The sequence below is a fragment of the Tabrizicola sp. TH137 genome (assembly GCF_002855575.1).
Classification (GTDB): domain Bacteria; phylum Pseudomonadota; class Alphaproteobacteria; order Rhodobacterales; family Rhodobacteraceae; genus Paragemmobacter.
The window spans coordinates 71,863-96,908 of the sequence record NZ_PKRQ01000008.1 but is presented as its reverse complement, the minus strand read 5'-3'; the positions used below and the strand labels follow the sequence as shown (position 1 = coordinate 96,908).

Annotated in this window: 22 protein-coding genes; 9 read left to right on the top strand and 13 right to left on the bottom strand. The window is 64.8% G+C overall.

What is annotated here, in order from left to right; translation table 11 throughout:
- Positions 1–5: 5 nt before the first annotated feature.
- Complete coding sequence (locus tag C0V75_RS20115; RefSeq protein WP_101922778.1) at positions 6–1,559, bottom strand: ABC transporter substrate-binding protein; 1,554 nt, start codon at positions 1,557–1,559, stop codon at positions 6–8.
- Between the two features lie 263 nt (positions 1,560–1,822).
- Between C0V75_RS20115 and C0V75_RS20110 the strand changes: the two genes are divergently transcribed.
- The 6 genes from C0V75_RS20110 (at position 1,823) to C0V75_RS20085 (ending at position 8,607) form a co-directional block, all read left to right on the top strand.
- The gene (locus tag C0V75_RS20110; RefSeq protein WP_101922777.1) at positions 1,823–3,145 is read left to right on the top strand and encodes an NAD(P)H-dependent oxidoreductase; all 1,323 of its coding nucleotides are present in this window, start codon (positions 1,823–1,825) and stop codon (positions 3,143–3,145) included.
- Complete coding sequence (locus C0V75_RS20105; protein ID WP_101922776.1) at positions 3,145–4,155, top strand: thiamine pyrophosphate-dependent dehydrogenase E1 component subunit alpha; 1,011 nt, start codon at positions 3,145–3,147, stop codon at positions 4,153–4,155. The genes C0V75_RS20110 and C0V75_RS20105 overlap by 1 nt, the downstream gene beginning before the upstream one ends.
- Before the next feature lies 1 nt (position 4,156).
- Positions 4,157–5,167 (top strand): alpha-ketoacid dehydrogenase subunit beta, encoded by a 1,011-nt coding sequence (locus C0V75_RS20100; RefSeq protein WP_101922775.1) that lies wholly within the window; start codon positions 4,157–4,159, stop codon positions 5,165–5,167.
- 3 nt (positions 5,168–5,170) lie between these two features.
- Entirely contained in the window at positions 5,171–6,490 is a 1,320-nt protein-coding gene (locus C0V75_RS20095) for an acetoin dehydrogenase dihydrolipoyllysine-residue acetyltransferase subunit (protein WP_101922774.1), read from the top strand.
- A 39-nt stretch (positions 6,491–6,529) separates the two neighbouring features.
- A complete protein-coding gene (locus C0V75_RS20090; protein WP_101922773.1) occupies positions 6,530–7,489 on the top strand; it encodes a sugar-binding transcriptional regulator in 960 nt (319 codons plus the stop codon).
- Between the two features lie 137 nt (positions 7,490–7,626).
- Positions 7,627–8,607: a glycosyltransferase family 2 protein gene (locus C0V75_RS20085; RefSeq protein WP_101922772.1), complete on the top strand. Its 981-nt coding sequence runs from the start codon at positions 7,627–7,629 to the stop codon at positions 8,605–8,607.
- Between the two features lie 74 nt (positions 8,608–8,681).
- On the opposite strand, the gene C0V75_RS20080 is transcribed toward C0V75_RS20085, so the two are convergent.
- The gene (locus tag C0V75_RS20080) at positions 8,682–9,503 is read right to left on the bottom strand and encodes a B12-binding domain-containing protein (protein ID WP_101922771.1); all 822 of its coding nucleotides are present in this window, start codon (positions 9,501–9,503) and stop codon (positions 8,682–8,684) included.
- A 212-nt stretch (positions 9,504–9,715) separates the two neighbouring features.
- Positions 9,716–10,468, bottom strand: a complete 753-nt coding sequence (locus tag C0V75_RS20075) for a Crp/Fnr family transcriptional regulator (RefSeq protein WP_101922770.1) — start codon at positions 10,466–10,468, stop codon at positions 9,716–9,718.
- Positions 10,469–10,624: 156 nt separating this feature from the next.
- Here C0V75_RS20075 and C0V75_RS20070 point away from each other — a divergent pair, with 156 nt between their 5' ends.
- Positions 10,625–10,861 carry a hypothetical protein gene (locus C0V75_RS20070; protein WP_101922769.1) on the top strand — a complete coding sequence of 79 codons (237 nt, stop codon included), beginning with the start codon at positions 10,625–10,627 and terminating at the stop codon, positions 10,859–10,861.
- Between the two features lie 97 nt (positions 10,862–10,958).
- Here the strand turns inward: C0V75_RS20070 and C0V75_RS20065 are convergent, their stop codons facing one another.
- The 3 genes from C0V75_RS20065 to C0V75_RS20055 all read right to left on the bottom strand — a co-directional run bounded on the left by C0V75_RS20065 (position 10,959) and on the right by C0V75_RS20055 (position 15,436).
- Positions 10,959–12,938 carry an amidase gene (locus tag C0V75_RS20065; protein ID WP_101922768.1) on the bottom strand — a complete coding sequence of 660 codons (1,980 nt, stop codon included), beginning with the start codon at positions 12,936–12,938 and terminating at the stop codon, positions 10,959–10,961.
- Positions 12,935–13,963 (bottom strand): agmatine/peptidylarginine deiminase, encoded by a 1,029-nt coding sequence (locus tag C0V75_RS20060; protein WP_101922767.1) that lies wholly within the window; start codon positions 13,961–13,963, stop codon positions 12,935–12,937. The genes C0V75_RS20065 and C0V75_RS20060 overlap by 4 nt, the downstream gene beginning before the upstream one ends.
- Positions 13,964–14,065: 102 nt before the next feature.
- Positions 14,066–15,436 (bottom strand): four-carbon acid sugar kinase family protein, encoded by a 1,371-nt coding sequence (locus C0V75_RS20055; protein ID WP_101922766.1) that lies wholly within the window; start codon positions 15,434–15,436, stop codon positions 14,066–14,068.
- A gap of 97 nt (positions 15,437–15,533) precedes the next feature.
- Here C0V75_RS20055 and C0V75_RS20050 point away from each other — a divergent pair, with 97 nt between their 5' ends.
- Positions 15,534–16,364, top strand: a complete 831-nt coding sequence (locus C0V75_RS20050; RefSeq protein WP_101922765.1) for a phosphogluconate dehydrogenase C-terminal domain-containing protein — start codon at positions 15,534–15,536, stop codon at positions 16,362–16,364.
- A 46-nt stretch (positions 16,365–16,410) separates the two neighbouring features.
- Here C0V75_RS20050 and C0V75_RS20045 read toward each other — a convergent pair whose 3' ends face one another.
- Positions 16,411–18,645 carry a molybdopterin cofactor-binding domain-containing protein gene (locus tag C0V75_RS20045; protein WP_101922764.1) on the bottom strand — a complete coding sequence of 745 codons (2,235 nt, stop codon included), beginning with the start codon at positions 18,643–18,645 and terminating at the stop codon, positions 16,411–16,413.
- 2 nt (positions 18,646–18,647) lie between these two features.
- Entirely contained in the window at positions 18,648–19,115 is a 468-nt protein-coding gene (locus C0V75_RS20040) for a (2Fe-2S)-binding protein (protein WP_173861110.1), read from the bottom strand.
- 87 nt (positions 19,116–19,202) lie between these two features.
- Here C0V75_RS20040 and C0V75_RS20035 point away from each other — a divergent pair, with 87 nt between their 5' ends.
- Positions 19,203–19,787 carry a TetR/AcrR family transcriptional regulator gene (locus C0V75_RS20035; RefSeq protein ID WP_158241898.1) on the top strand — a complete coding sequence of 195 codons (585 nt, stop codon included), beginning with the start codon at positions 19,203–19,205 and terminating at the stop codon, positions 19,785–19,787.
- Between the two features lie 6 nt (positions 19,788–19,793).
- Here the strand turns inward: C0V75_RS20035 and C0V75_RS20030 are convergent, their stop codons facing one another.
- From C0V75_RS20030 to C0V75_RS20010, 5 genes are read right to left on the bottom strand one after another with little or no spacing between them, the layout of a single operon-like run.
- Positions 19,794–20,675, bottom strand: a complete 882-nt coding sequence (locus C0V75_RS20030) for an intradiol ring-cleavage dioxygenase (protein WP_101922762.1) — start codon at positions 20,673–20,675, stop codon at positions 19,794–19,796.
- A 2-nt stretch (positions 20,676–20,677) separates the two neighbouring features.
- Positions 20,678–22,432 (bottom strand): FAD-dependent monooxygenase, encoded by a 1,755-nt coding sequence (locus tag C0V75_RS20025; protein WP_101922761.1) that lies wholly within the window; start codon positions 22,430–22,432, stop codon positions 20,678–20,680.
- Positions 22,425–23,477, bottom strand: a complete 1,053-nt coding sequence (locus tag C0V75_RS20020) for a branched-chain amino acid ABC transporter permease (protein WP_216821485.1) — start codon at positions 23,475–23,477, stop codon at positions 22,425–22,427. The genes C0V75_RS20025 and C0V75_RS20020 overlap by 8 nt, the downstream gene beginning before the upstream one ends.
- A 6-nt stretch (positions 23,478–23,483) precedes the next feature.
- Entirely contained in the window at positions 23,484–24,347 is an 864-nt protein-coding gene (locus C0V75_RS20015) for a branched-chain amino acid ABC transporter permease (protein ID WP_101922760.1), read from the bottom strand.
- Entirely contained in the window at positions 24,344–25,045 is a 702-nt protein-coding gene (locus C0V75_RS20010; RefSeq protein WP_101922759.1) for an ABC transporter ATP-binding protein, read from the bottom strand. Before C0V75_RS20010 ends, C0V75_RS20015 begins: the two co-directional genes overlap by 4 nt.
- Position 25,046: the final 1 nt, after the last annotated feature.

Genomic DNA, 25,046 nt, shown 5'->3' with positions numbered 1-25,046 from the left:
CAGGATCAGAAGGGCAGGGGCTTGCCGCCACCGACGTAAAGCCCGGGGGCCACCGCCGCATAGTCGACCGGTCCCGCGCCGTCCTTGAACCCGTTCTTCTCCATGATGGCCTTCCAGGCGGCCTGACCGTTGTCCAGCGCTTCCTTCGCCGTGATCTGCCCGGTGATGGCCCGGTTGATCTCGTTGCCAAGGGCCTGTTCCATCTCGAACATCCCCGGCAGACGCGGCGAGCACCATGCATGCTCAAGGCTGTCCGCCCAGACCTTCATGGGCTGCGACACGGCGCGCAGTCGTTCATTCGAAAGAACAGACCGATAGCCCGGTGCCACGCCGTTCGCATTCGCCTCGTTCATCGCCATGATCGACGAGGTGGTCAGGAAGGCCAGCATCAGGAAGGCGCCTTCGGGGTTCTGGCTGGTCGCCGTCACCACCGAGGTCGAACCCGCGATATTCGGCGGGGCAAAGACGCCGCCGGTGATGCGCGGTTCATAGATCGTGACGAAGTCGTCCACGATCTGGCTCTGGTCGGGACGCATCGCCTGCGTGCCGCTGTCCTGCCAGCTGATGTTCGCGGCGACCTGACCGCCCAGCCAGGCGGCGCGGTTCTCGCCCCAGCCAGCACCCGCGATGCCTTCGATCGCGTTCTGGGCCAGCGCCAGAAGGATCTCCATGCCCTTCATGCCGGCATCGGTGTTCAGCGTCGGGTTCCACTTGTCATCGAAGAGCTGCATGCCCGCCTGCGCGGCGATGTGCTCCCAGGTGTAAGTGGACCAGAAACCGCGCGCACCCAGCAGGCCGATGCCCGCCACGCCACCGCCCAGCTTGTTCGCTTCGGCGGTGATGCGGATCAGGTCGTCATAGGTCGGCACAGAGGTGGCAAGGTCGATCGGCCCGCCAAGGATCGGCTCCATGATCGACTTGCGCAGATGGACCATCTGGATGTCGCAGTCGAAGGGGATACCGACGAGCTGGCCGTTGAAATAGCCATAGTTCAGCCGGTAGGTATCGTAGAAGTCGTCCAGCGGCAGGTTCCACTTGGCCGCATATTCGTCCAGCGGCGCAAGGAAGCCCGGAGCGGCGAAATCGCCCAGCCAGGCCGAGAAGAACTGCAACGCGTCGAAGGAAGCGTTGCCCGAGATGAACTCCGAGATCGCCTTGTCATAGATGCTGTCATCCGGGATCGGAACAAGCTCGACCTTGATGCCCGACAGGGCCTCGAACGGCTTCAGGCCTTCGGCGGCCGATTCCTGGTCAGCCGCACCGATGGCAAAGCGCACTGTGGTTCCGGCAAGCTGGCTGCGCACGGCCTCCCAGTCGACGGTACGGATCCAGTCCTTCGCCGGGTCCCAAAGCGGCTCGTTCGACATGTTGTAAAGCTTGCGGTAATCCTCGCGGACGTATTTCTCCACGGTGATCGTGTCGAGCGTGGCCTGGATATCGGGCAGGCCCTCTTGCGCCAGCGCCGGCAGCGTAAGCCCGCTTGCGCCGGTGGCGACGCCAAAGGCGGCCCCCGTACGCAGGAACGAGCGGCGGGACATTCCCCCCAAACGTATGGTCATTCTTATCGTCCTCCCTTTGGCGATACTTGAACGTGCCGCCGCGCGCGGTGCAAACAGATCGTCTCTGCGGTCTCCTCAGGACGCATTGACAGCGCTCACAGCGTTGCGTGAACTTTCGTTTCGCAAACCCATAGTGTGTTCAGGTCCGGCGACCTGTCAACGACAATTTCGTCGTGGATTTGCTGCGGTGCGGCGTGAACTCTTGATTGACAGAAAAACAATAGTTCATCTACGGTCTCTGAAACGCTCGCAGGAGATCGCCCATGCCCACCAATGTCGCCCTTACGGGACTGGCCCGAGACCTCGCCGCCAGGGCAGCAACCGGGAAACCGATTCGGATCGGGCTGGTCGGCGCGGGTGAAATGGGCACCGATATCGTCAGCCGGGTCGCCCATATGACGGGAATCGAGATCGGCGCCATCAGCGAGTTGAAGCCGGGCGCAGCGGCAAAGTCCGTGGAAATCGCCTATGGGAACAGGGACCGCGTGCAGGAGGTCTCCACCGCCGATGCGGCATCCGCCGCGATGGAGAAGGGCAAGGTGGCCGTTACCGACAATGTCGATGCCCTCCTCGACGCGGGGCTGATCGACGTGGTTGTCGATGCGACCGGCGTCCCTGCCGTGGGTGCCGAGATCGGCCTGCGCGCGATGGAACGCGGCAAGCATCTTGTGATGATGAATGTCGAGGCCGATGTCACCATCGGCGCCTATCTTCGGTCCGAGGCCGAACGGCTTGGCGTCGTCTATTCCCTGGGTGCGGGCGACGAACCGTCCTCCTGTATGGAACTGATCGAGTTTGTCTCGGCCATGGGCCATCGAATCGTCTCGGCCGGAAAGGGCAAGAACAACCCTCTCAACATAGATGCCACGCCGGACGCCTATACCGAAGAAGCGATCCGCCGCCACATGAACCCCCGGATGCTGGTGGAATTCGTGGACGGTTCGAAGACCATGGTCGAGATGGCAGCCATCGCCAACGCCACCGGTCTCATCCCCGACAAGCCGGGGATGCATGGACCGGCCGCCGCGCGCGACGAGCTGAACCGCGTGCTGATCCCGGAATCTGCTGGGGGCGTGCTGTCTTCCGGTGAAGGTCGGGTTGACTACACCATCGGCAAAGGGGTCGCGCCCGGCGTCTTTGTCGTGGCCGAGATGGATCATCCCCGCATCTGGGAGCGGATGGAGGATCTGAAGATGGGCAAGGGGCCCTACTTCACCTTCTTCCGCCCCTATCACCTGACCTCGCTGGAAGTGCCGCTCACCTGCGCGCGCGCCGTCCTTTACGGCAAGGCCGACATGGTGCCGCTGGATCGCCCCGTGGCCGAGGTCTGCGCCGTTGCCAAGAAAGACATCGCGGTGGGCGATACGCTCGACCAGATCGGTGAATACTGCTACCGAGCCTGGATCATGACGGTGGAAGAGGCCCGCCAGGCCGCAGCCATCCCCTGTGGCCTGCTGGCCGGAGGGCGGGTCACAGCGCCGATCCGCAAGGGTGAGTTGATCACGACGGCCAACACGGCCCTGCCCGCCGACAGCCGGATCGCCGCGCTCCGGGCGCGGCAGGACAAGATGCTGGGGCTGGCCTGATGACATCGGACGCCCCCGCCACCGACAACCGGCCTTTCGCCATCCGGACCTATGCTCCCGCTCAACTGCGCGAAGCGCTGCGCCGCATGTATCTGATCCGCCGCTTCGAGGAAGGGGCCGAAGACAGCTATATGCGCGGCCTGATCCACGGGACGATGCACCTCTCCATCGGACAGGAGGCCAGCGCGATGGCCACCTGCATGGAATTGACGGATGCGGACAAGATCACCTCAACCCATCGCGGGCATGGCCATTGCATCGCGAAGGGGGCCGATGTGGGCCGGATGTTCGCCGAATTCTTCGGCAAGGAGACGGGGTACTGCCACGGGCGCGGCGGCTCCATGCATATCGCTGATGTCCGCACCGGCAATCTGGGTGCCAATGGCATTGTGGGTGGGGGCCTGCCCATCGCCGTGGGCGCGGCCCTGACTGCGAAACGGCTTGGCCGCGACGATGTCACGGTCTGCTTCTTTGGCGATGGCGCCAATAATGAAGGTGCCTTCCACGAAGCGCTGAACATGGCCTCCGTCTGGAAACTCCCGGTCATCTTCGTTTGTGAAAACAACGGCTACGGCATGTCCACCGCCGTGACGCGCTCGACTGCGGTGCGCCACATCGCCGACCGGGCCAGCGCCTATTCAATGCCCGGCATCACTGTGGATGGAAACGACTTCTCTGCCGTGGCCGAGGCGGTTCATGCTGCCATCGTCCGTGCCCGCGCCGGTGACGGGCCCAGCCTCGTGGAAAACGTCACCTACCGCTGGCGGGGCCATTCCAAGTCTGATCGCAACCGGTATCGGACAAAGGAAGAGATCGAGGAATGGATGACCCGCGATCCCATCGCGCGTTTCCGTTCCGAACTGATCGCCCATGGCATCCTCGACGAAGCGGCAGCCGATGCCGTCGCCGCCGAGGCAATGGCCGAGGTCGAGGCAGGCATCGCCTTCGCGAAATCCAGTCCCGCCCCCGCGATTGGCGACGTGACCCGCTATGTCTACGCGGAGAACTGACATGAACGCCATGACCGAGACCGGCCTCCGGGTCCTGTCCTATTCCGAAGCCATCCGCGAGGCGATGGCCATCGCCATGGAAAACGATCCCACCGTCATCCTCATGGGCGAAGATATCGGTGTCTATGGCGGCGCCTTCCAGGTCACGCTGGACCTTGTGGATCGCTTCGGTCCGGATCGCGTGATGGATACGCCGATCTCGGAACTGGGGGGGGCCGGCGTGGCGGTCGGGGCGGCGCTGACCGGGCTCAAGCCGATCTACGAATTCCAGTTCTCGGATTTCGCGATGTTGGCGATGGAGCAGATCGTCAATCAGGCCGCCAAGCTGCGCTACATGCTCGGGGGCGAGGCTTCGGTCCCCGTCGTCTTCCGCCTTCCTGCCGGGTCCGGCACCGGGGCGGCCGCGCAGCATTCCCAATCCATCGAGGCCTGGTTCGGCCATGTTCCGGGGCTCAAGGTCCTCCAGCCGGCGACGCCGGAAGATGCCAAGGGCATGCTTCTCTCCGCGCTGGCCGATCCCGACCCTGTGATGATCTTCGAGCACAAGCTGCTCTACAAGATGAAGGGTCACGTTCCCGAAGGCAGCTACCTTACCCCCATCGGAAAGGCCCTGGTGCGCCGGTCGGGTACGGATCTGACCATCGTTGCCGGTTCCATCATGGTGCACCGTGCGCTCGAAGCCGCCGAACGGCTCGCCGCCGAAGGGATCAGCGCCGAGGTGATCGACCTGCGCTCCATCCGTCCGATCGACGCAGAGACGATCCTTGCCTCGGTGCGCAAGACCGGGCGGCTGATGGTGGTCTATGAAGGGGTAAAGGCCTTCGGCGTTGGGGCCGAGATCAGCGCGATGGTTGCCGAAAGTGATGCCTTCGACCATCTCGATGCGCCGATCCTCCGTCTTGGTGCAGCCGATGCACCTGTGCCTTACAACCCCGATCTGGAACGCGCCGCCGTGCCGCAGGTCGAAACCATAGAAGCCGCCGCCCGCCGTCTCGCCCGGCGCGAGGTCTGATCCATGCCGGTCGAAGTGATCCTGCCCAAGGTGGACATGGACATGTCCCATGGCAAGCTTGCCACGTGGCATGTCGCCGAGGGCGAGACTGTCGCAAAGGGCGCGCCGCTGTTCGACATCGAAACGGACAAGGCTGCGATGGAGGTGGAATCCCCCGCCTCCGGTCGCCTCCTGTCCGTCACGGCCCAGCCGGGTGACATGGTCGCGGTCGGCACCGTCGTTGCCCTGATCTATGCCGAAGGCGAAACCGTCGCAGAAACGCCGATCCAGACGACCGCAGCACCCGAACCCGAAGCGCCGGTCGCAAAGACAGTGGAACCGGTGCCCACAGCAACGGCGCATCCGGCTGCCATTCCTCAGGCCGATCCCGCCGTCGCACCGGGCCTGCGCGCCACCCCTGCCGCCCGCGCTGCGGCCCGTGCCTCCGGCATCACCCTTGAAGAGGTTCCCGGCACCGGCCCGCGCGGGCGTATCCAGCGCGACGATGTCGCTGCCTTTCTGGCCCACCGCGTCGAGGCTCCGGCCCTTGCATCGCCCGGGGCAGGGGCCTGGTCGGCACAGCCCGGCCCCCTCCATGTCTCCAGCCGCAAGGGGACCGGTGTTCCGCTGGTCCTGATCCATGGCTTCACGGCCGACAGCCAAAGCTGGGCCCCGCTCGAAAAGGCACTTGGGGCCGATCGGCCGCTGATCCGTATCGACCTGCCTGGCCACGGCCGTTCCCCGCGCCGCAGGCTCGGCAGTTTCGCCGAACTGGCCCGCATGGTGGTCGAGGCTTTGGACGACGTAACGCGCGGCCATGACAAGGTCGATCTTCTGGGTCATTCGCTCGGCGGTGCTCTGGCTCTTGCCGCTGCCGACATCCGCGCCCGGCGCATCCGGTCGCTCGCGCTCATCGCGCCCGCAGGACTTGGCCCCGAAATCGACGCGCAGGCGCTGACCGGCATCACCCGTGCGACCCGCGCCGAAAGCCTGGCACCCTGGCTTCGCCGTCTGACCGCAACGCCCGACGGGATCAGCGACGACTATGCCCGCGCGGCAATGCGTCTGCGGGCTGATCCGGCCCTGCGCGCCTTCCAGGCCGAGCTGGCCGAAATCCTCTTCCCCGACGGTGTCCAGCCCTTCGATCTGCGTCCGGCCCTGTCCCGGCTGGAAATCCCGACCGCGATCCTCTGGGGGCGCAGCGACCATATCCTCCCTTGGCGACAGGCCCTGTCGATCACCGGCGATTTCGCTCTTCACCTTTTGGCGGATGCGGGTCATGTTCCGCAGCTGGAATGCCCTGACCGTGTCGCTCGTATCCTTGTGCGCCATCTCTTGATGTAGGCGGTAAGCGGATGACAGGGCCAAGACCGAGGAAGGCTCATGCAGGCTGGACGGCAGGCCACCGCTGCGCAAAGTGAGGCAGACAGGCTGCGCGCCCGCGCGGTCTGGCTGTATCATGTCGAGGGGATCACCCAGAACGACATCGCCCAGCAGCTCGGGATAAACCGGGTCATGGTGGTGCGCCTCCTCGCCGACGCCCGCCGCCGAAATGAGGTGCGCGTCACCGTCTCTGCGCCGCTCGCGGAACTCACTGATCTGGAGCGGCGCATCGAAACGGCCTATGGCATCAACCGCGTGATCGTCGCCCCCTTCGCCGATCCCGAGGAAGATCCGGTCCGCGTCATCGCCGCTGCGGCCGGAAGCTTCGTTTCGGGGCTGATGAAATCCGGCATGACAGTCGGGGTGGGTTGGGGTCGTACCCTCTACAATTCACTACCCTTCATCAGTGGCGAAACGCTCGAAAACTTTCGTGTGGTCTCTCTGCTCGGCGGGATTGCGGCCGCCCGCCGCTTCAACCCTGCGGAATTCGCCTGGCAATTCGCCGAACTCTTCCAGGGCGAAGGGTTCCTGATCCCCGCCCCGGCTGTGGTAGACAGTCCCGAAACCAAACATGCGCTGCTCGAACGCTGCGGTCTCTCCGCGATCTTCGAAATGGCAAGCAACCTGGATGTCGCCTTGCTCTCCGTCGGTGGCATCTCGACGCTCACCACCAGCTATCGCACCGGCTATATCACCGAGGCGGACCGCCGCTCGCTGATCGAGGCTGGGGCGGTTGGCGATGTCCTCTACAATTTCATTTCCGAAGATGGGACGCCGGTCAGCCACGAGGTGAACGAGAGGGTGATCTCTGCCGATCTGAACGACCTTCGCCGCTGCCCGGAACGGGTTCTCATCTCGGGCGGCAAGGAAAAGCGCATCGCCTTGATGGCTGCAATGAAGACGGTTTCCCCGACCACCCTGATCACGGATGAACAGACGGCGCTAAGCCTCTTGGCCTGACAGACGGGTCGCCGGATCGGAACCGCCGGGACTGGCCCCAAACCATGTCTTGACCCGGCCATGCGCAGAAGCCATTAACCCGCAAATCGCATGTGCCGGTGCAAATCCCGGTCCCGCCCGGATGGAAGGCAGCAGAAGTGACAGCGTCGGTTTGCGTCGTCATCACCGCCAGGAATGCATCGGCGACCATCGCGCAAGCGGTCAGCTCGGCATTGGATCAGCCGGAAGTTGCAGAAGTCGTCGTCGTCGATGACGCCTCTACCGATGCCACTGGCCCTGCGGCACGCGAGGCCGCCAAGGGCGACGCCCGGCTGACAGTCCTGCGGAACGATACCAATCTCGGGCCATCCGCCGGGCGAAACAGGGCGATCGCGGCAAGCCAGTCGCCCTATATCGCCATTCTCGACGCGGATGATTACCTGCTGCCGGGCCGGTTTCAGTCTCTTTTCGCCATCTCCGACTGGGAGATGATCGCCGACAACATCGCTTTCGTGCCGGAACGCCTCGCCTCTCAGCCTCTTTCAGGGGTGCCGACAGCCGATACCCATATCCGGAAACTCGATCTTGCCACCTTCGCCGTCGGCAATCTTCAGCGGTCCGGACGGGGCGATCGTGGCGAACTGGGCTTTCTGAAGCCCGTGCTTTCGCGGGATTTCCTTACCCGCCACGGCCTGCGCTTCAACGAGGACCTCTGGTTGGGCGAGGATTTCGATCTCTACGTCCGCATGCTTGCTGCGGGTGCGCGTTTTCTGGTGTCGCATCGCTGCGGCTATGTCGCGCTGGTGCGCGAGGGGTCTCTTTCCGGTCGCCACCGGACAGGCGACCTTGCCGCCCTGATGGCCGCCTGCGAAGAAAATCTCCGCAATCCGGACATGGACGCTGGCGCCCGGACGGCCCTGCAACAGCATCTTGCCGAAATTCGGGTGCGATGGCTTTTGCGCAGGTTCCTGGATGAGAAGGCGCAGAATGGACTCTCCGCCGCCCTGGCCTTTGCGCTCAATCCGCCCGCAAATTTCCCCCCCATCTTTTCCGGGGTGCTGCGCGACAAGCTGCGCGCCTATCGTCCGCAACCATCCTTGCCGCCGGAAGTCCGCCTCCTCTTGTCCGGGAAGGGCTGACCCGTCTTCTGCCCGATCAGAATCGCGGCCCAATCAAGGGCCCCGGTCCGCTGCGTCGTCCAGCCGATGAACGGTCAGACCCTAAGCTGAAGCATCCAGTCCAGATCCCGCACCGCCGCACGCGCATCGCGAAACACGGCGTCGATATCGACAACCCGGTGCAGCACATCACCCGACATGTCGATTGCCGGGGCCACGCCGATGATGGCCTGCGGTCGGACCAGACGCAGTGCGACCACCAGCCGGATCAGCGCCGCCAGCCGGTCCTGCGTGCTGAGGGACAAGCCGATGATCGCAGGTTCCGTTAGGCGGACATGCTGGACCAAGGCTTCCTGGTCTAGCCCGATCTGGAGGTCGATCCTCCATCCCGCCTCGCGGAAGGTCTCTGCTGCCACTGTCACGCCAAAGCTGTGGGTTTCGCCCGGCACCAGGGCAAAAAGGGCGTTGCGGCGGTTGAAGGCGGACCCGCCCTCCCGCTCCCTGTCAGGCCAGAGGGCGCGCATCAGGGCGTAAAGATGGCCTGTCCCGTGGATCACGTCATAGAAGCTGTTCTCGTCCGCATCCCAGCGGGCGCCCAGCATCCGGGCGGCCCCGGCAAGGTAGCCGTAAAGAAGAACGTGACGATCCGCCCCCTCCGCCTGCCGGTCCAGGATGAAGGACAGCGCGGCAGAAGGCGTCGGTTGAACCAGCGCATCGCAGAACGCGGCGATTCGGGATGCCGGCGCAAGATCGTCGGGTGCAACATTCGGGGTGCGCTTCATGCCAGACAGGCGGCGGACAATGTCCTGTGCAAGTTCCTCGACCGCCTCAGGGGCCAGAACCTTGCTCTTTTCAAGGAAAAGCGTCGATGTCCGGTGAAATGCCTCTGCATCCAGAGGGTCGCGCTGATCTGTCATGGCGTTTCCCCCTGCCTTGGCAAAGCGTAAACACCTCAGGCAGGTTGGCAAGAAGAAATGGCGCAGGAAGCGCGATCCGCAGGCGCGGCGCGACAGCGCACCGCCCCCCTGCCAAGGGCAGCAAGGGCGGGGCCGTCCCGCATCGGGCGAGGGGACTCTCTCCGATGCGAATGGGTGCGTACAGCCCTCTGTGGCAGCGGGCGGAGCGATCCTCAGGTCAGCAGCGGGCCTTCCTGATCCAGATAATCCCGGTCAAAGCCCGCGAACTCGACCAGAGCGTCATAATCGTCAAAGACCACCCGGCCGCGCTGAAACGTAACGAGTCCGGTCTCGCGCAATTCACGCAGCACGCGGTTGACATGCACGGCGCTCAAGCCAAGCGCGTCTGCAAGAAGATACTGCGAAAGCGGGCAGTCATATCCGTCGCGGTTCGCAAGTCCGACCAGCCGCAGCCGCGACCCCAGTTCCAGCAGGAAATGCGCCATCCGGACCGAAGCAGACCGTCTGCCCAGATCGACCAGATGTTCCACGACCATCGCCTCATCCCGCGAAGCAGCCCAGAGGACGGCCGTCGCCAGGCGCGGCGTTCGGGTGAAGGCGTCCAGCAGGTCACGCTGCTGCACTTCCGAGGCTTGGACCGGCGTGATCGGTTCCACATTGTGGTCCGATGTCCGGAAAAGGATGGATCTGAGTCCGATGAAATCTCCGGGAATCTGGAAATCGACGATCTGGCGCGTGCCATCGACCAGAATCTTGTAGGACGAGGCCCACCCCGAGGCGAGCACATAGGCGCACTGGCCCGTCTGGCCTTGATGGATCATGTCACTGCCGACTGCGAAATGCCGCCGCCGCCGATACAGGTCGGACATCACGACCAGGTCTTCATGCGTAAGGCTCACAAAGGCCGAAAGCTTGCGCGCAAAGGGGCTATCCTGAACTGATAGAACGGTGGTCAGTTCCTTCATGGCCAAGCTTTCCGCATTGTGACGCCGGACGTATCGAGCTACCCGCCCATGTTCAGCAAATGACCGGGTCCAAGGCTGATGCAGATCAGCCCGAAAGCCGATTTTCATGCGACGATGCCTCAGGATAAAAGAAAAACCCGTGAAAGTCGAAACCCCATGACCGCCATACCGGACGCTGCTGGCCATGCCGCCCTCGCAATTTGCGAATCGCTTCTTCTGGCGCTGAACGATCGAAACATCCTGCCCGAGCGTGAGATCATGGGCATTCTACAGGATGCTGCTGCCGCGCATGAACTGGCGCCACCCGGCGACGGGCTGGAAGACATGCATATCGCGGCCGCAAACCTTATCAACCGCATCATCGCAGGTGGCAATTCGGTTCGCCGCCGCTAGGCCGCGCCACTCTCACCTCGGGCCCTTCATCTGAATCCATTGCCGCCCGGCCTGTTCGAGGGAGGGCGGGGATCAGGGATTACTCCTGCAACCCTCCTCATCCTTCCGCGAAGGCAGCCGTTCCATCGTCGAAGAGGGCAATCGCAAGCGGGCCGTAAGGCGGTTGCCACTCGCTGTGGACATGTTTGTTGCGCGCCAGGGTCAGCGTGGTGGTTTCGCCATCCGCAAAAGCCACCGCCACGCCATTCACCGACAGATGGATCAGCGCCGCGTCCGAGTGCCAGCGGAGAACCAGCCGCTCGCGCCCGTCATCCAACACCGTGCGGCTGATGGTCAGGGTCGGCCGACTGGCCCCCGACGGCACTGGCCGCGCAACGGGCAGGCCCGTCAGTTCCGGGGTTCGCGGCGGGGCGCGGCGGTAATCGCCCGTCGCCTCGAAAGCGCAGGCGAGTTGCAGCAGCGCAGTGTCGTCCCATCCCCGCCCGGCGAAGGTCAGACCCGCAGGCATCCCGGTATCGGCCATGATCCCCATGGGAACCGTCACCGTCGGAATGCCCAGGTGACGGATGGCCAGATTGCCATTGGCCACCCAGACTCCATTCGCCCAGGCCTTTTCGAAGGACTCCGGGTTCACATCCGCATCCGCAGGGCCGATATCTGCCACGGCAGGAAACACCACCGCGTCCAGCGCATGGGCATCCATCCAGTTCTCCAGATCGACACGCCGGGTTTCCTCCAGCCCGCGCAGACCTTCGGCAAGATGCGGGATGCTGCGAAAATCCTCCACCGGGTTCGCCCTCGCATGGTCGGGATAGGTGGCTATGTCGTCGTCAAAACCGTCATACCGGTCAGGAAGCGCGCCCTTCGGCCGCGGAAAGATCAGCCTGCCATCCACCTGCGCAAGTCGGCTCAGCGCGCTGTCACCGTTGGCCGCCAGGAAATCGTCCCAGGACCAGACGGAAAGATCCATGATCTCACGCTTGAAATATGCCGGGGGGACAAGCCCGCGCGTTCGGATCGTCGGGGCACCCGGTCGGTCACCTTCGTAATTGGTAATCACCGGGAAATCGGTGACGACCACGGTCGCACCGGCCGCCTCCATCGCCGCCCGGGCCTGTTCCCACAGCGCTAGGATCGAGGCCCGCGTCCGGATCCGCGCTCCCGTCGGCCCCCCGATCCCCGGGGTATCGCCTGTCCCCGCAAGGGGATCGGCGTTGATATACATGGCAGGCACCGCGATCCGCTTTCCCTTCAGCGTCGCCCCATCAGCCAGCGCAGGATAGGACCGCGGGCGGATATCCGAAGCCTTGGGGATCGCAACCCAGGTCTGGCGTCGCCACAGGTCGCCCCTCGTTTCAGGGTCATCCGCCACGATGACATCCAGAAGCGCCAGCATGTCCGCCATCCGCCGCGTATGCGGCACGACCACATCCATCGTCGGCACCAACGGCCAGTTTCCCCGGACCGAGATCACACCGCGCGACGGCGTATAGGCGCACAGCCCGTTATTCGCCGCCGGCGCGCGCCCCGATGACCACGTTTCCTCGCCCAGCCCGAAGGCGGCAAAGCTAGCCCCCGTCGCCGAACCCGATCCGTTCGAAGAGCCCGAGGCATAGGCCGCCGTCAGGAAATCCGCGTTGTAGGGACTTTCCGCCCGCCCATAGACCCCTCGCTGCATCCCGCCATTCGCCATCGGCGGCATGTTCGTCAGCCCGATCAGCACGGCCCCCGCCGCCCTCAGCCGGGCAATGGCAAAGGCGTCCTCCCCGGCCACAAGATCTGCAAAGGCAGGCGAGCCGGAGGCCACGGTCAACCCCCTCACCTTGTAGCTGTCCTTCGCCGTGTAGGGGATGCCATCCAGCGGGCCGATGGGCCTGCCCTCGGCCCGTCGCAAATCCGAAGCGCGGGCCTCGTCGAACATATCCGGATTCAGGACCGGAACGGCATTCAGCCTCGGCCCATGCCTGTCCAGCGCCGCGATGCGCGAAAGATATGCCGCGGTCAGCGAAACCGAAGTGACATCGCCCGCCTCCAGTGCGGCACGCAGATCGTTCAGGCTGGCTTCGACGATGTTCATTGGCGTGGCTTCGGCTGCTGCTGCGTGATGCAATGCACGCCTCCGCCCCGCGCGAAAAGCTCGCGCGCATCCATCGGCACGATGCGGCGGCCGGGATAGGCCTCGGCAAGGATTTCCGCCGCCCGGGCGTCGGCCATCGCCTCGCCGAAGGCACAGGCGATGACTGCGTCATTGAGGACAAGGTGGTTCACATAGGACCAGTCAACAAAGCCCTCCGCATCGGTCAGGGTTGCGGGCGCGGGCAAGTCGATGATCTCCAGCCGCGACCCGCTGGCATCCGTGGCCTCCGCCAGCAGGGCCCGGATATCCGACATGGTGGCATGGTCAGGATGGCCGGCATCCCGCTGCTGATGCACCAGCACCCTTCCGGGGCTTGGAAAGGTGGCGACGATATCGACATGCCCGCGCGTTCCGAAGGGCTCGTAGTCGCGCGCAAGGCCGCAAGGCAGCCAGATCGCCTTGCCGATGCCAAGGGTCCGTGCCATTTCGGCCTCGACCCGCGCCTTGTCGGCATGGGGGTTGCGGTTCGGATCAAGCTGCACGGTTTCCGTCAGAAGCACCGTTCCCCGCCCATCCACATGAATGCCTCCCCCTTCATTCACCAGCAGCGAGGTAATCACCGGACAACCGACCAGCCCGGCGATGAAGGCCGCAAGGCCACGGTCATGCGTGGCGCTCGTCCAATCGCCGCCGCCCCATCCGTTGAAGATCCAGTCCACCGCCGCCAGTGACCCGTCCGCCGCATGCACGAAGGTGGGGCCGGAATCGCGTAGCCAGAAGTCGTCAATCTCCCGCTCGATCAACTCCACCCCGGCACCGACCATGCGGCGCGCACGGGCCATTTCCGTCGGATCGACGATCATCGACACGGGCTGAAATTCGGCAATTGCATGGGCGACGGCCGTCCAGGCGGCATAGCCAGCCTCGCGCGCCGCCATTTCGGCGCCAAGTGTCTGGCCCTCTCGGGGAAAGGCCATCCAGATGCGATCCTGCTCGGCAGTCTCGGGGGGCATCGTCCATGTCATCGCGGGCATCCTTGCAGGCCTTCCTGACCCGCATGTGAAGCAGGTCTGGCCCGCCGCGCCAAGGGGGCAGATGCCAAGGCCGCCTCCAGTTCCGATCTCGCGTCAGGTTCTGGGTCCACCCCCGGCACGGACCCAGCCGAAGTAATCCTCCGTTCCCATCTGCCCGCCTTTCAGCGCGATCTCCAACCCGTCGTGCGGGCCTTGGCCATGGCCCTTGCAAAGCGCGGCACCGGGTATGGTTGGAGCCAGCGCCGTCAGGGCCTGCAATCCCAGTTCGCGCAAGGCATGGCTGGACGTGTCGCCACCCGAGATGACGGCGCGTCGCAGCCGCCCCTGCGCGAGCGTTGCCGCCAGCACACGCCCAAGCGCCGCGCCAAGCCGCGCATGAACCCGATCCGGCGCAAGGCAGGTCGCCGTAAGCGCAGCCCCGAACCGGGCAACGGCAGGGTCGTCCGGGCCGAGTGCGGTGTAGATAAGCGGGCTTTGCCCGGCCGCCGCGGCCGTCAGGGCGGCGGTAATCGCCTGCACCTCCGCATCGGCCAGCGCATCGGGCGCTGCACAGGCAGCACAGGCCTCGAAAGGAATGAGAGCGAACCCATGCGCCCCTGCCCAGGCGATCTGAGACGCCGTGATCAGCGAGACAGAGCCTGAAACCGCCGCGATCCGCTCCACCGCACCGGCAGAGGGCGGCGGCGGCGCGGGCGGGATCAGGCCGGTCTCCTGCCAGTGACGAACCAGCGCATATTCCACGCCCTGACTCCCCGCGACGAGACCAAAGTCGCCGCGATTTTGCCAGAGCAGGCGGCCCACCGCCGCCTCGGATCTGTCATCCAGCATGTCGAGCGAAAGAATCCGCGCACCTTCAGCCAGCCGCGCGGCAAGGGTCGGCTCACACCCTGCCAAAAGCGTCGGCAGGTCGATCAATGCAGAGGGCAGGTCGGTCTGCTCCGCCAGATGGTGCAGCAGATCAGACTCCCGCATCGGCGTGGCCGGATGGCGGGCCATCACAGGGTGACGATCCAGCCGGAAGACCCCGTCAGTTGTGCCCGCAAAGAGATGGCCGAAGGCCTGGTAGCGCCGCATCTGCGGTGCCGCAGTCACCAGAGGCACGGCGCGGGCCTGACGGTGGTTCAGTCCGATCTCGATAGCGCGGCCGATGCTGCCAAGATGCGGCGCTGAATCGAAAGTTGAACAAAGCTTGTAATGCAGGATCGTCGGCGACAGCGCCGCAAGCCATGCAAAGGCCGGGGCAAGCGTCTCTTGCATGACGTCCGGGGGTTGGCTTCGTGCCGTGGTGGCAAGGCCGATGCCCCGCGCGCCTGCAAATCGCTCTGCCAATCCGCGAGACGGGATTTCGGTGAAAAGAACGGCCGATACCCCGGCAAAGGCCAGCACTTCCATGACGGCCGCCGCCCCGGTGAAGTCATCGCCCAGCCAGCCGACCCAGGGTTCGGACCCGTCCGATTGCGTCATGCCGTTCCCTTCCGGCCATTCCCGCGGCTCGCCTTGACCGGGGGTTATTATGAGATCATACCAGTTGGCCTGCAACCCGTCGAAGGAGAAAGCCCAAATGACAAGGATCGCCCTGTTCGGAGCGGGTGGAAAGATGGGGATGCGGCTTTCCACAAACCTTGCGAAGACGGATTTCGTCGTATCGCATGTCGAGGTCAGCGCCGCAGGCCAGCAACGGGTGAAGGAAGCCTATGGTGTGGACTGCGTCGCGCCGGAAATGGCCATCGCAGACGCGGATGCCGTAATCCTTGCCGTGCCGGATACCCATATCGGGCGTGTCGCTGCGGAAATTGTGCCAAAGCTCAGGCCCGGGACGATTGTCGTCATCCTTGATGCGGCCGCGCCCTATGCAGGGCATCTGCCGGAACGCGCCGACATCACTTATTTCATCACCCATCCCTGCCATCCTCCCATCTACAACGACGAGGTCACGCCCGAAGCGAAGGCCGATCATTTCGGCGGCATTGCTGCAAAACAGGCCATCGTCTGCGCCCTCATGCAAGGCCCGAGGGAACATTATGCGATGGGCGAGGCGATCGCGCGGGCGATCTACGCCCCGGTGATGCGCAGCCATGAGGTGACGGTGGCGCAGATGGCGATGCTTGAACCTGGGCTTTCGGAAACGGTCGCCGCTTCCCTCATGACGATCATGCGAGAGGCGATGGACGAATGCGTCCGCCGCTCCGGCGTCAGCCATGACTGTGCCCGCGATTTCCTTCTTGGGCACATGAACATCCTCGGTGCCGTGATCTTCGAAGAACGGGTCGGCGTCTTCTCCGATGCCTGCAACAAGGCGATCCAGTTCGGAATCCCGGTCCTGATGAAGGACGATTGGAAGCGCGTCTTCGACTGGGACGAGATCACCGAAAGCATCAGGCGCATCACCTGAACCGGGGCGGGGCAGGGGATCATGCCCCGCCCCGGCAGGCCCGGCCTCAGGCGAAGGTCACGCTGCGCGCGAAGGGCAGGTCCCGCAGCCGTTGCCCCGTCAGCGCGAAGATCGCATTGCCAAGGGCCGGCGCGGCGGGCGGCGTGCCGGGCTCTCCGATCCCCCGGATATGCCCCAGATTTTCCAGCACGCGGACCGCGATGGGCGGGCATTGCGACAGGCGCAGCGGTTCGTAATCCCAGAAGTTCCGCTGTTCTGCCTGCCCATCTGCAATCGTGATCTCGCCCCGGATCGCGGCAGAAAGGCCATAGATCATTGCCCCCTGCACCTGCGCTTCCAGATTTCCCGGATCAAGGGCCGTCCCGACATCCGCCGCTGCCCAGGCGCCCGTCATGCGCAGGCCTGCGGAGGTTTCTTCCACCTCGATCACCTCTGCACAAGGCACGCCGAAGGACAGGCAGAAGGCAAAACCCTTGGCGCGGCCGGGTGCATTGCTGCCCCAGCCGGACATTTCGGCCACCGCCTCGATCACCGCGCGCGAAGGGGCGTGGTCGATCATCGACAGGCGGAAGGCCACAGGATCAACCCCCGCCTTCACGGCCAGCTCATCCATCGCCGTTTCGTGAAAGAACGCGTTCTGCGAGGCCCCGACCGACCGCCAGCTTCCCACCGGCACCATCGCCGGGGCACGGTATCCCGTGACACGGTGGTTGGTGATCCGATAGGGCTGCTCCCAGGCACCCTGTACGATGGCCCCATCCGGCCCCGGCACGCTATAGCCCAACCGCCCGACCTGACTTTCCACGACCGAAGAGGAACAGGTTGCGAAATCGAAGGCCGTCAGACGGTCCCCCTCCAGCCTTGCGCGCACCTTGGCGCGGGCGGCAGGGCGATAGCCGTCATGGGTCATGTCCTCTTCCCGGCTCCAGGTCAGAAGGACAGGCGTCCCCTCCATCGCCTTTGCGATAGTGACGACCTGGCGGATCACGTCCATCTCGGCCCGCCGCCCGAAGCCGCCACCCATCGGCAACACCTCGACGCTGATCGCCTCTTGCGGCAACCCGGTCAGGCCAGCCGCCTCGGGCAGGATCTGCGAAGGAAGCTGATGCCCGGTCCAGATCGTCAGGCGCCCATCCTTCAACAGTGCGGCGCTCGACATCGGCTCCATCGTGGCATGGGCAAGGTATGGGACGGAATACTCCGCCTGCCAGTCATCTTCCGTCAGCACGGCATCCACATCGCCATCGTTGCGGTTGATGCTGTCACGCCGCTCTTCGGTGAAACTTGCAGCAAGAACGGCGTCGATCTCGGCGCTGGTGGCAGGGTAGGGGGCTGGCGCCCAGTCAAAGGTGATCGCCTCCGCCGCCTGCATCGCAACCCAGGTGTTGGTGGCAACCACGGCGATGCCGTTCTCGACCGGGATGATGCGTTCCACCCCCGGCATCGCCTCCGCGGCACTGGCATCGAAGGACAGCAGCGGTGCCCCCTGACGCGGATTGCTGCGCACGGTGGCAAAGCGCATTCCCGGCAGGCGCAGGTCGATCGCGAATGTCGTCGTCCCGGTGACCTTTCCCGGCATGTCGATGCGCGGCAGCGTTCGGCCCAGAAGCTTCCACTCGGATTTTGGGCGGAGCATCGGCTCCTGCTCAAGCTCCACCCCGGCAGCATCGGCGGCAAGATCGGCATAAGGGATGCGGGTGCCATCGGGGGCAATCACATGGCCCGCCTCGGTGGAAAGCTGGTCACCCGGCACCCCCAGCCGTGCCGCCGCCGCAGCCACCAGCGCGGCCCGGGCACCCGCCCCGGCCAGGCGCATCTTGTCGAACGCATCCGGGATGGAGGAAGAGCCGCCCGTGATCTGAAAGCCAAGGAACTTCGCCGGAATGTCCATCCCGGCGCGCACCGTTTCCGCCAGCCAGCCCGTATCCGTCGGGGCGAAGGGGACGCCCTCCTGCAGGACGGCAGCGTTGTAATAGGCGGCCGAGGCGGGGCCATGCAGCACGCGGATGTCTGACCAGTCCAGATCCATCTCCTCGGCAACCAGAGCGGCGAGGGTGGTGTGAATCCCCTGTCCCATCTCGGCCCGTGGCGCGATCACGGTGACCCCGTTCTGATCAATCAACACATAGGGATTGAGCGTCACCTCGCCCGCCGCCAGCCCTGTTTCCAACGGGTTGCCATGCGGCGTGGCATAGCGCCACCAGCCGAAGGCCACGCCGCCCATCAGGGCCACCGATCCGAAAAGGAACCCGCGACGGGCGATCTTCATCAGGCGGGCCATGATCACACCTCCTGCAAACGGCGGGCGGCATCCTGCACGGCGGCGCGGATGCGGGGATAGGTGCCGCAGCGGCACAGGTTGCCCGACATCGCCTCGTCAATTTCGGCGTCCGTCGGCGCGGGATTGGCCGAAAGCAAGGCCGCCGCCTGCATGATCTGCCCGGACTGGCAATAGCCGCATTGCGCCACTTGCCCCTCCAGCCAGGCGGCCTGCACGGCGTGCAGCGCTGCCGGGCTCCCCAGACCCTCGATCGTCGTCACGCTCGCCCCTGCCACATCGCCAAGCGGCGTCTGGCAGGACCGCACCGCCTGCCCGTCCACATGCACGGTGCAGGCCCCGCAAGCGGCCACCCCGCAGCCGAACTTCGTCCCGGTCAGGTTCAGCCCGTCCCGCAGCGCCCAAAGCAGCGGCATCTCGGGTGGCAGGTCAAGCGTTTCGGGGCGACCGTTCACGGTGAGGGTAATGGGCATCCGACTCTCCTCTGCTTTCTGACAAAATGATCTTGAAATGTCAGGATGTCAATTGACAATCTGGAGGATGTTTGTCAGGGTGTCCCTATGGCCGAAGCAGCGCCTCCCCCCGTGACGGTGACGGAACGTCTGGACGTGATCCTCGACGCCGCCTTTCGCGCATTCGCAACCTATGGCTACCGCCGCACCGCGATGGACGACATCGCCAAGGGCGCCGGGATTTCACGCAGCACCCTCTACCTGCATTTCCGCAACAAGGAAGACATCTTCCGCTCCCTTGCCATCCGCTACTTCGACGAGGCGCTGCGCGACATGGGCGCTGCTCTCGAACGGCCGGGCCAGAGCCTTGAACAGGCGCTGCTCGCCGCCTTCATCGCCAAGGATGGCAAATTCATGGAAGCGGTGCTCACCACGGCCCATGGCGAAGAACTCATGGATGCCGGTTTCTCCGTCACCGGCGATCTTGCCAGCGCCGGCGAAGCCAGAATGGTGCAGCTTCTGGGTGACTGGCTCGCCCGTCGCCCGATCCCGCCGGGCCTTGGCACGGCCCATGACGTTGCCGCCACGATCATGACCGCGATAAAGGGCCTGAAGACCTCGGTCCGGGGGATGGACGACTACCGCGCCGGTCAGGCAAGGCTTGCCGCCCTCTTCGCCCGCGCCCTGGCCTGACCTTGATCAGGCGCTCTGCGCCAGAATGAAATCGTGTTCCACCAGATAGAAGGGCCGGTCGAACCCCGCCGCCCGGATCGCCGCCTCATCCTCGATCAGGTCGAACTTCGCCAGAAGGCTTTCCTTGACCCCGAACACCGCATCCGACGCGATATAGGGATCGTCCGGATCAAAGATATGCGTGACCAACCGGTCATGCCCCGCCGCCTCCAGGATATAATGCAGATGCGCCGGCCGATAGGGATGCCGCCCCAGCGCCGCCAGAAGCTTGCCCACCGGCCCGTCATCGGGAATCGGATAGAACTTCGGCTTCACCCCTTTGAACCAGTAGCGCCCGTCCACCCCTGTCCGGAACACGCCGCGCAGGTTGAAATCGGGCTGGATGCCCTTCTGCTGCACATCGTAGAATCCTTCGTCATTGGCTTGCCAGACGTCGATCTTCGCCCCTGCCAGCGGCCTGCCGTCGGTGGATCGGATCGTTCCCCGCACCAGCATCGGATCGCCTTTCTGATCCAGACAGATATCCGCCCCCATCGGCAGTTCCGGCGCATCGGCCACATGGAACGGGCCCAGCACAGTGCTTTCCGACGCGCCAGAAGGTTTGCGGTTGTTGATCGCATCGACCAGCATCGACACGCCCAGGACATCCGACAACAGGATGAACTCCTGCCGCCAATCGTTGCACATATGGCCTGTCGCCGTAAGGAACCGTATCGCCTCGAACCATTCCGCTTCGGTCGGCTCGATCTCTTTCACCGCTGCGTGCAGGTGGCGGATGATCACGGCCATCACCTCGGCAAGCCGCGCATCCCTCGCCTTGGAATTGCGCGAGATGACGACCTCGGCCGAGGTCGCCTCGGTGAAGAACCCGTTTTCGGTGTTGCTCATGGTCAATGTCCCAGAATGGCGCGCAAGGCGCCGGCAAGCGTGGCCTCGGCCGTGGTCGACGACCCAAGACTGCGAAAGGCGACGTGCTGATCCGGACGGACAAGGACGCAGCCGCCATCCCCGATCTCGCGGACCCTGTCCCAATCGCCCACATGATCCTCGAAATCGGCGCGCGGCCCGATGGTCACGATGCGAATGGGCAGTGCCAGATCCCACGCGGCAGCCTCTGCTGCCGCGCGCCAGGCCCTGCCCCCGATCCCGGTGATCAGCGTGAACTGCCCTTTCCCGCACAGGTCCAGCGTGGAATGCTTGCCCCCCTTGCGGTCATAGACCCAGGCATGCGGCATCCGCGCACCGGGAAAGGTGGTGGGCTGGTAGTATAGCTCCATGTCGGCATTCGCCGCGGGGGGCGTCTGTCCCTCCGCGACAACGGCACCCGAGGCATAGCGCTGATTCATCTCCACCCCGTGGCAATCGAATTCATAGACCTTGAAGTCGATCGCCTTCCGCAACGCGGCCCGCTGCTTCTCGCCCGCCCCCGTTGCGTCGCATCGGGCGGCCATGCTGCGTTCGATCCGGTCATGATCCACGCCGCCATCCATCCCCAGGGCCTCGAAGATAGGCCCGAATTCCGCGATGGACTGGTTCGCCCGCGTCACGATCTGCCGCGCCACAGGCGCGCGCTCGGCGCTGTAACTGTCCAGCAGTTTCGGCCCGGCCTTACCCTTGATCACCGCGGCCAGCTTCCAGGCCAGATTGAACCCGTCCTGGATCGAGGTGTTGGACCCCAACCCGTTCGACGGTGGATGCCGATGCGCCGCGTCGCCCATGATGAAGACGCGGTCCTTCTGCATATGCGTGGCAAAGCAGTTGTTCACCGTCCAGGTGTTGGCTCCCAGAAGCTCGATCTCCAGATCGGGCACGCCCACCAGTTGCCGCGCGACCGAGGTGGCGAATTCCGGCGTCACCTCCGGCGCGGGCTGGCTGATGTCATAGCCCCAGACGATCAGCCATTCGTTCCACGGCCGCACCATGCGGACAAGGCCCATGCCGATCCCGCCGACATTCGCCCCCGGCTGCATCACCCAGTACAGAACCGATGGCCGATGCGCGACATAGCGCGACAGGTCGGCCCGAAACAGGATGTTCATGCTGCCGCCCACGCCCATCTTGCCTTCGAAGGGCAGCCCGGCATGTTCCGCGACCAGCGAATTGCCGCCATCCGCCCCCACAAGATACTTCGACTTGATCGTGATGTCCTTGCCTGTCAGCCGGTCGCGGCATGTGGTCGTCACCCCTTCGGCATCCTGCACATGCGACAGGTATTCGGTGCTCATCCGCGCCTGCGTGCCCCGCTTGCAAGCGGTGGTGAAGAGGATCGGCTCCATATAGGTCTGCGGCAGGTCGTTCATCTCGCAAGGCGAGGCGCGCAGGTGCCGCGCCTTGCTTTCCGGGCTCGTCCCCCAGCTCTGCATCCGCCCCAGCTCCTCGCCCGCCAGCGACACGCAGAACACGTTGTTGCCCATCAATTCCTGATGGGTGGCGTGCTTCATCGCCTCCTCTTCCACCTCGTGGCCGAGGTCGCGCAGCACCTCCATCGTGCGCTGGTTGGTGATATGGGCGCGGGGCGTATTGGCCAGCCAGCGGTAGCGGTTCACCACCACATTGGCCACCCCGTAGGACGAAAGGAGCGCGGCGGTCGCGCTTCCGGCGGGGCCGGTGCCGATGATAAGGACGTCGGTCGTGATGTCAGCCATGGCGGGTTCCTTCAAGGATCAGGCGTCGTTGAACAGGGAAAAGGGCGATGCCCCATCGGTCCGCGATCAGGCCCCAAAGGCCACGCGGGGCAAGCAGCATGACAGCGATGGCGATCAGCCCGAGGGCAAGCAGATACCACGATCCATAGTCGGAAAAGGCCGTCTGCAACCCCCAGAAGACAAGGACGCCGAGGATCGGTCCCTCAAGCCGGCCTATGCCGCCGATCACCGCGATGAAGATGACATAGGCCGTCCATGTGGTCACGCTGAAGGCGGCATCCGGGCTGATCCGCGCCGTCTGCACATAGATCAGTGCGCCGACAAGGCCGGTCATCGTGGCGGCGGCCAGAAAGACCATCCATTTCACCCGCCGCGCATCCACCCCCACCGACTGCGCCGCGTTGTCATTGTCGCGCACCGCTGCCAGCGCCAACCCCGTGCGCGATCGCAGCAACGCATAGATCGCGGCCATCGTCCCGACAGCCAGCAGGAGTGCCAGCCAATAGGCCAGCACGTCCCGCGCCGCCGCATCGCGCAGGCCGAAAAGCTGGGCGATGGCCTCCACACCCATGATGTCCGACGTCGCCTCGCGCGGCAGGCTGGTGCCCGTCCCGCCGCCCAGCGTCTTCCACTGCGCGATGATCAGGCGCGTCACCTCGGCGATCACCCATGTCCCGATGGCGAAATACGCGCCTTGCAGACGGAAGGCGAAAAAGGCCATCGGTATGGCCAGCAGGAACCCTGCCACACCTCCCAGAAGTATGGCGGGAACGGGGTCCATCCCCCACAGGATCACGCCCGCGAACATCGCATAGGCCCCGATCCCGACAAAGGCCTGCTGCCCGACGCTGACCATCCCGCCATATCCCGCGATCAGGTTCCACAACTGCGCCAGCGTGAGCATGGTCAGAATGAAGAACAGGTCCTGTATCAGGCTGCGCGAGGCGAAGGCAGGCAAGGCCAGCCCGATCACGATCAGGGCGATGGCGGCATAGCCGGCAATGCTGCTGCTGCGGGTGCGGGTGGTGACGGTGACCTGCATCATGCCCCCTCAATCCACCGCCCGCGGGAACAGGCCCCGTGGCCGCAGGATCAACACCACGAGAAAGGCCAGATGCCCGGCCAATATCTGCCATTCGGGGTTCAACTGCGCCCCGACCGTCTGCGCGACACCGATGATCGCCCCGCCGATCAGCGTCCCCCAAAGGCTTCCCAGGCCGCCGATGATGACCGCTTCGAAGGCATAGATCAGCCGCGCCGGTCCGACCGAGGGATCGAAATTCGCCCGCATCCCCAGATAGAGGGCCGCAATGGTCACGATCACCATGGCCAGCCCCGTCGCGATGGCAAAGACGGATTTCGGGTTTATCCCCATAAGGCTGGCCGTCACGGCATCGTCCGATGTGGCACGGAAGGCCCGCCCCAGTGCCGTCGAATAGAACAGCCGGTTCAGCAGAAAGATCACCAGCACCGCCGACGCGAAGGTCAGCAGCGGCATCGTCCCCACCGTCACGATCCCAAGGTCGATGGAGGCGCTCTCGAGAGGCCCCGCCGCGATGCGCTGGCTATCCGCCGAGAACAGTTCCAGCATCCCGTTCTGCAAGGCGACAGACAGACCGAAGGTCACCAGAAGCGGCGGCAGAATATCCTTTCCCAATACGCGGTTCAGGACGAACCGCTGCAACGCCCAGCCAAGGGCAAAAAGCGCGGGCGCCGCCACCAAAGCGGCAAGGAAAGGATTCAGCCCCAGCGTCTCCACCACGATCAGGATCAGGAAGGCCGAAGCCACGATCAGGTCGCCATGCGCCAGATTGACCAGCCGCATGATCCCGAACACCAGCGACAAACCCGCTGCAAACAGCGCATAAAGCCCGCCCAGCAGCACCCCCTGCACCACGGTATCCAGCCAGATCATGCCGCTTCTCCGAAATAGGCCGCGTGGATCGCCTCGCGCGTGATCTCGGATGCACGCGCGCTCAGGGTCACGCGCCCCTCCATCAGGCAATAGACCCGATCGGCGACCGACAAAGCGCGGCTGATGTCCTGTTCCACCAGCACCACCGCCGCGCCCGAGGCCCGGATCGTCGGCAGCGCGGCATAGATGTCGCGGATCACCACCGGCGCAAGGCCAAGGCTGATCTCGTCGCAGAGCAGCAATTCCGGGTTCGACATCAGCGCCCGTCCGATGGCCACCATCTGCTGCTGCCCGCCCGAAAGCGCCGTGCCAGGGCTGTGCCGCCGCTCCCTCAGGATGGGGAACAGCCGGTAAATCTCGTCCAGCGACCAATGGCCCGATCCGCGCCGCACCTGTCCGCCGATCAGCAGGTTCTCTTCCACCGACAAGGATGGAAACAGCCGCCGCCCTTCCGGCACCATGGCGATGCCGCGCTGCATCACCCTGTCTGCCGACAACGCGCCGATGGGGTCGCCCCGGTGCAGGATCATTTCGGGACCGTTGCGCAGGACCCCGGTGATCGACCGCAGAAGCGTGGTCTTGCCGGCCCCGTTCGCGCCGATGATCGCCACGCATTCGCCTGCCGCGACGGTCATGTCGATGCCGAACAGCGCCTTGAACTGCCCATAGGATGCCGTCAGACCGCGTGTTTCCAGCACC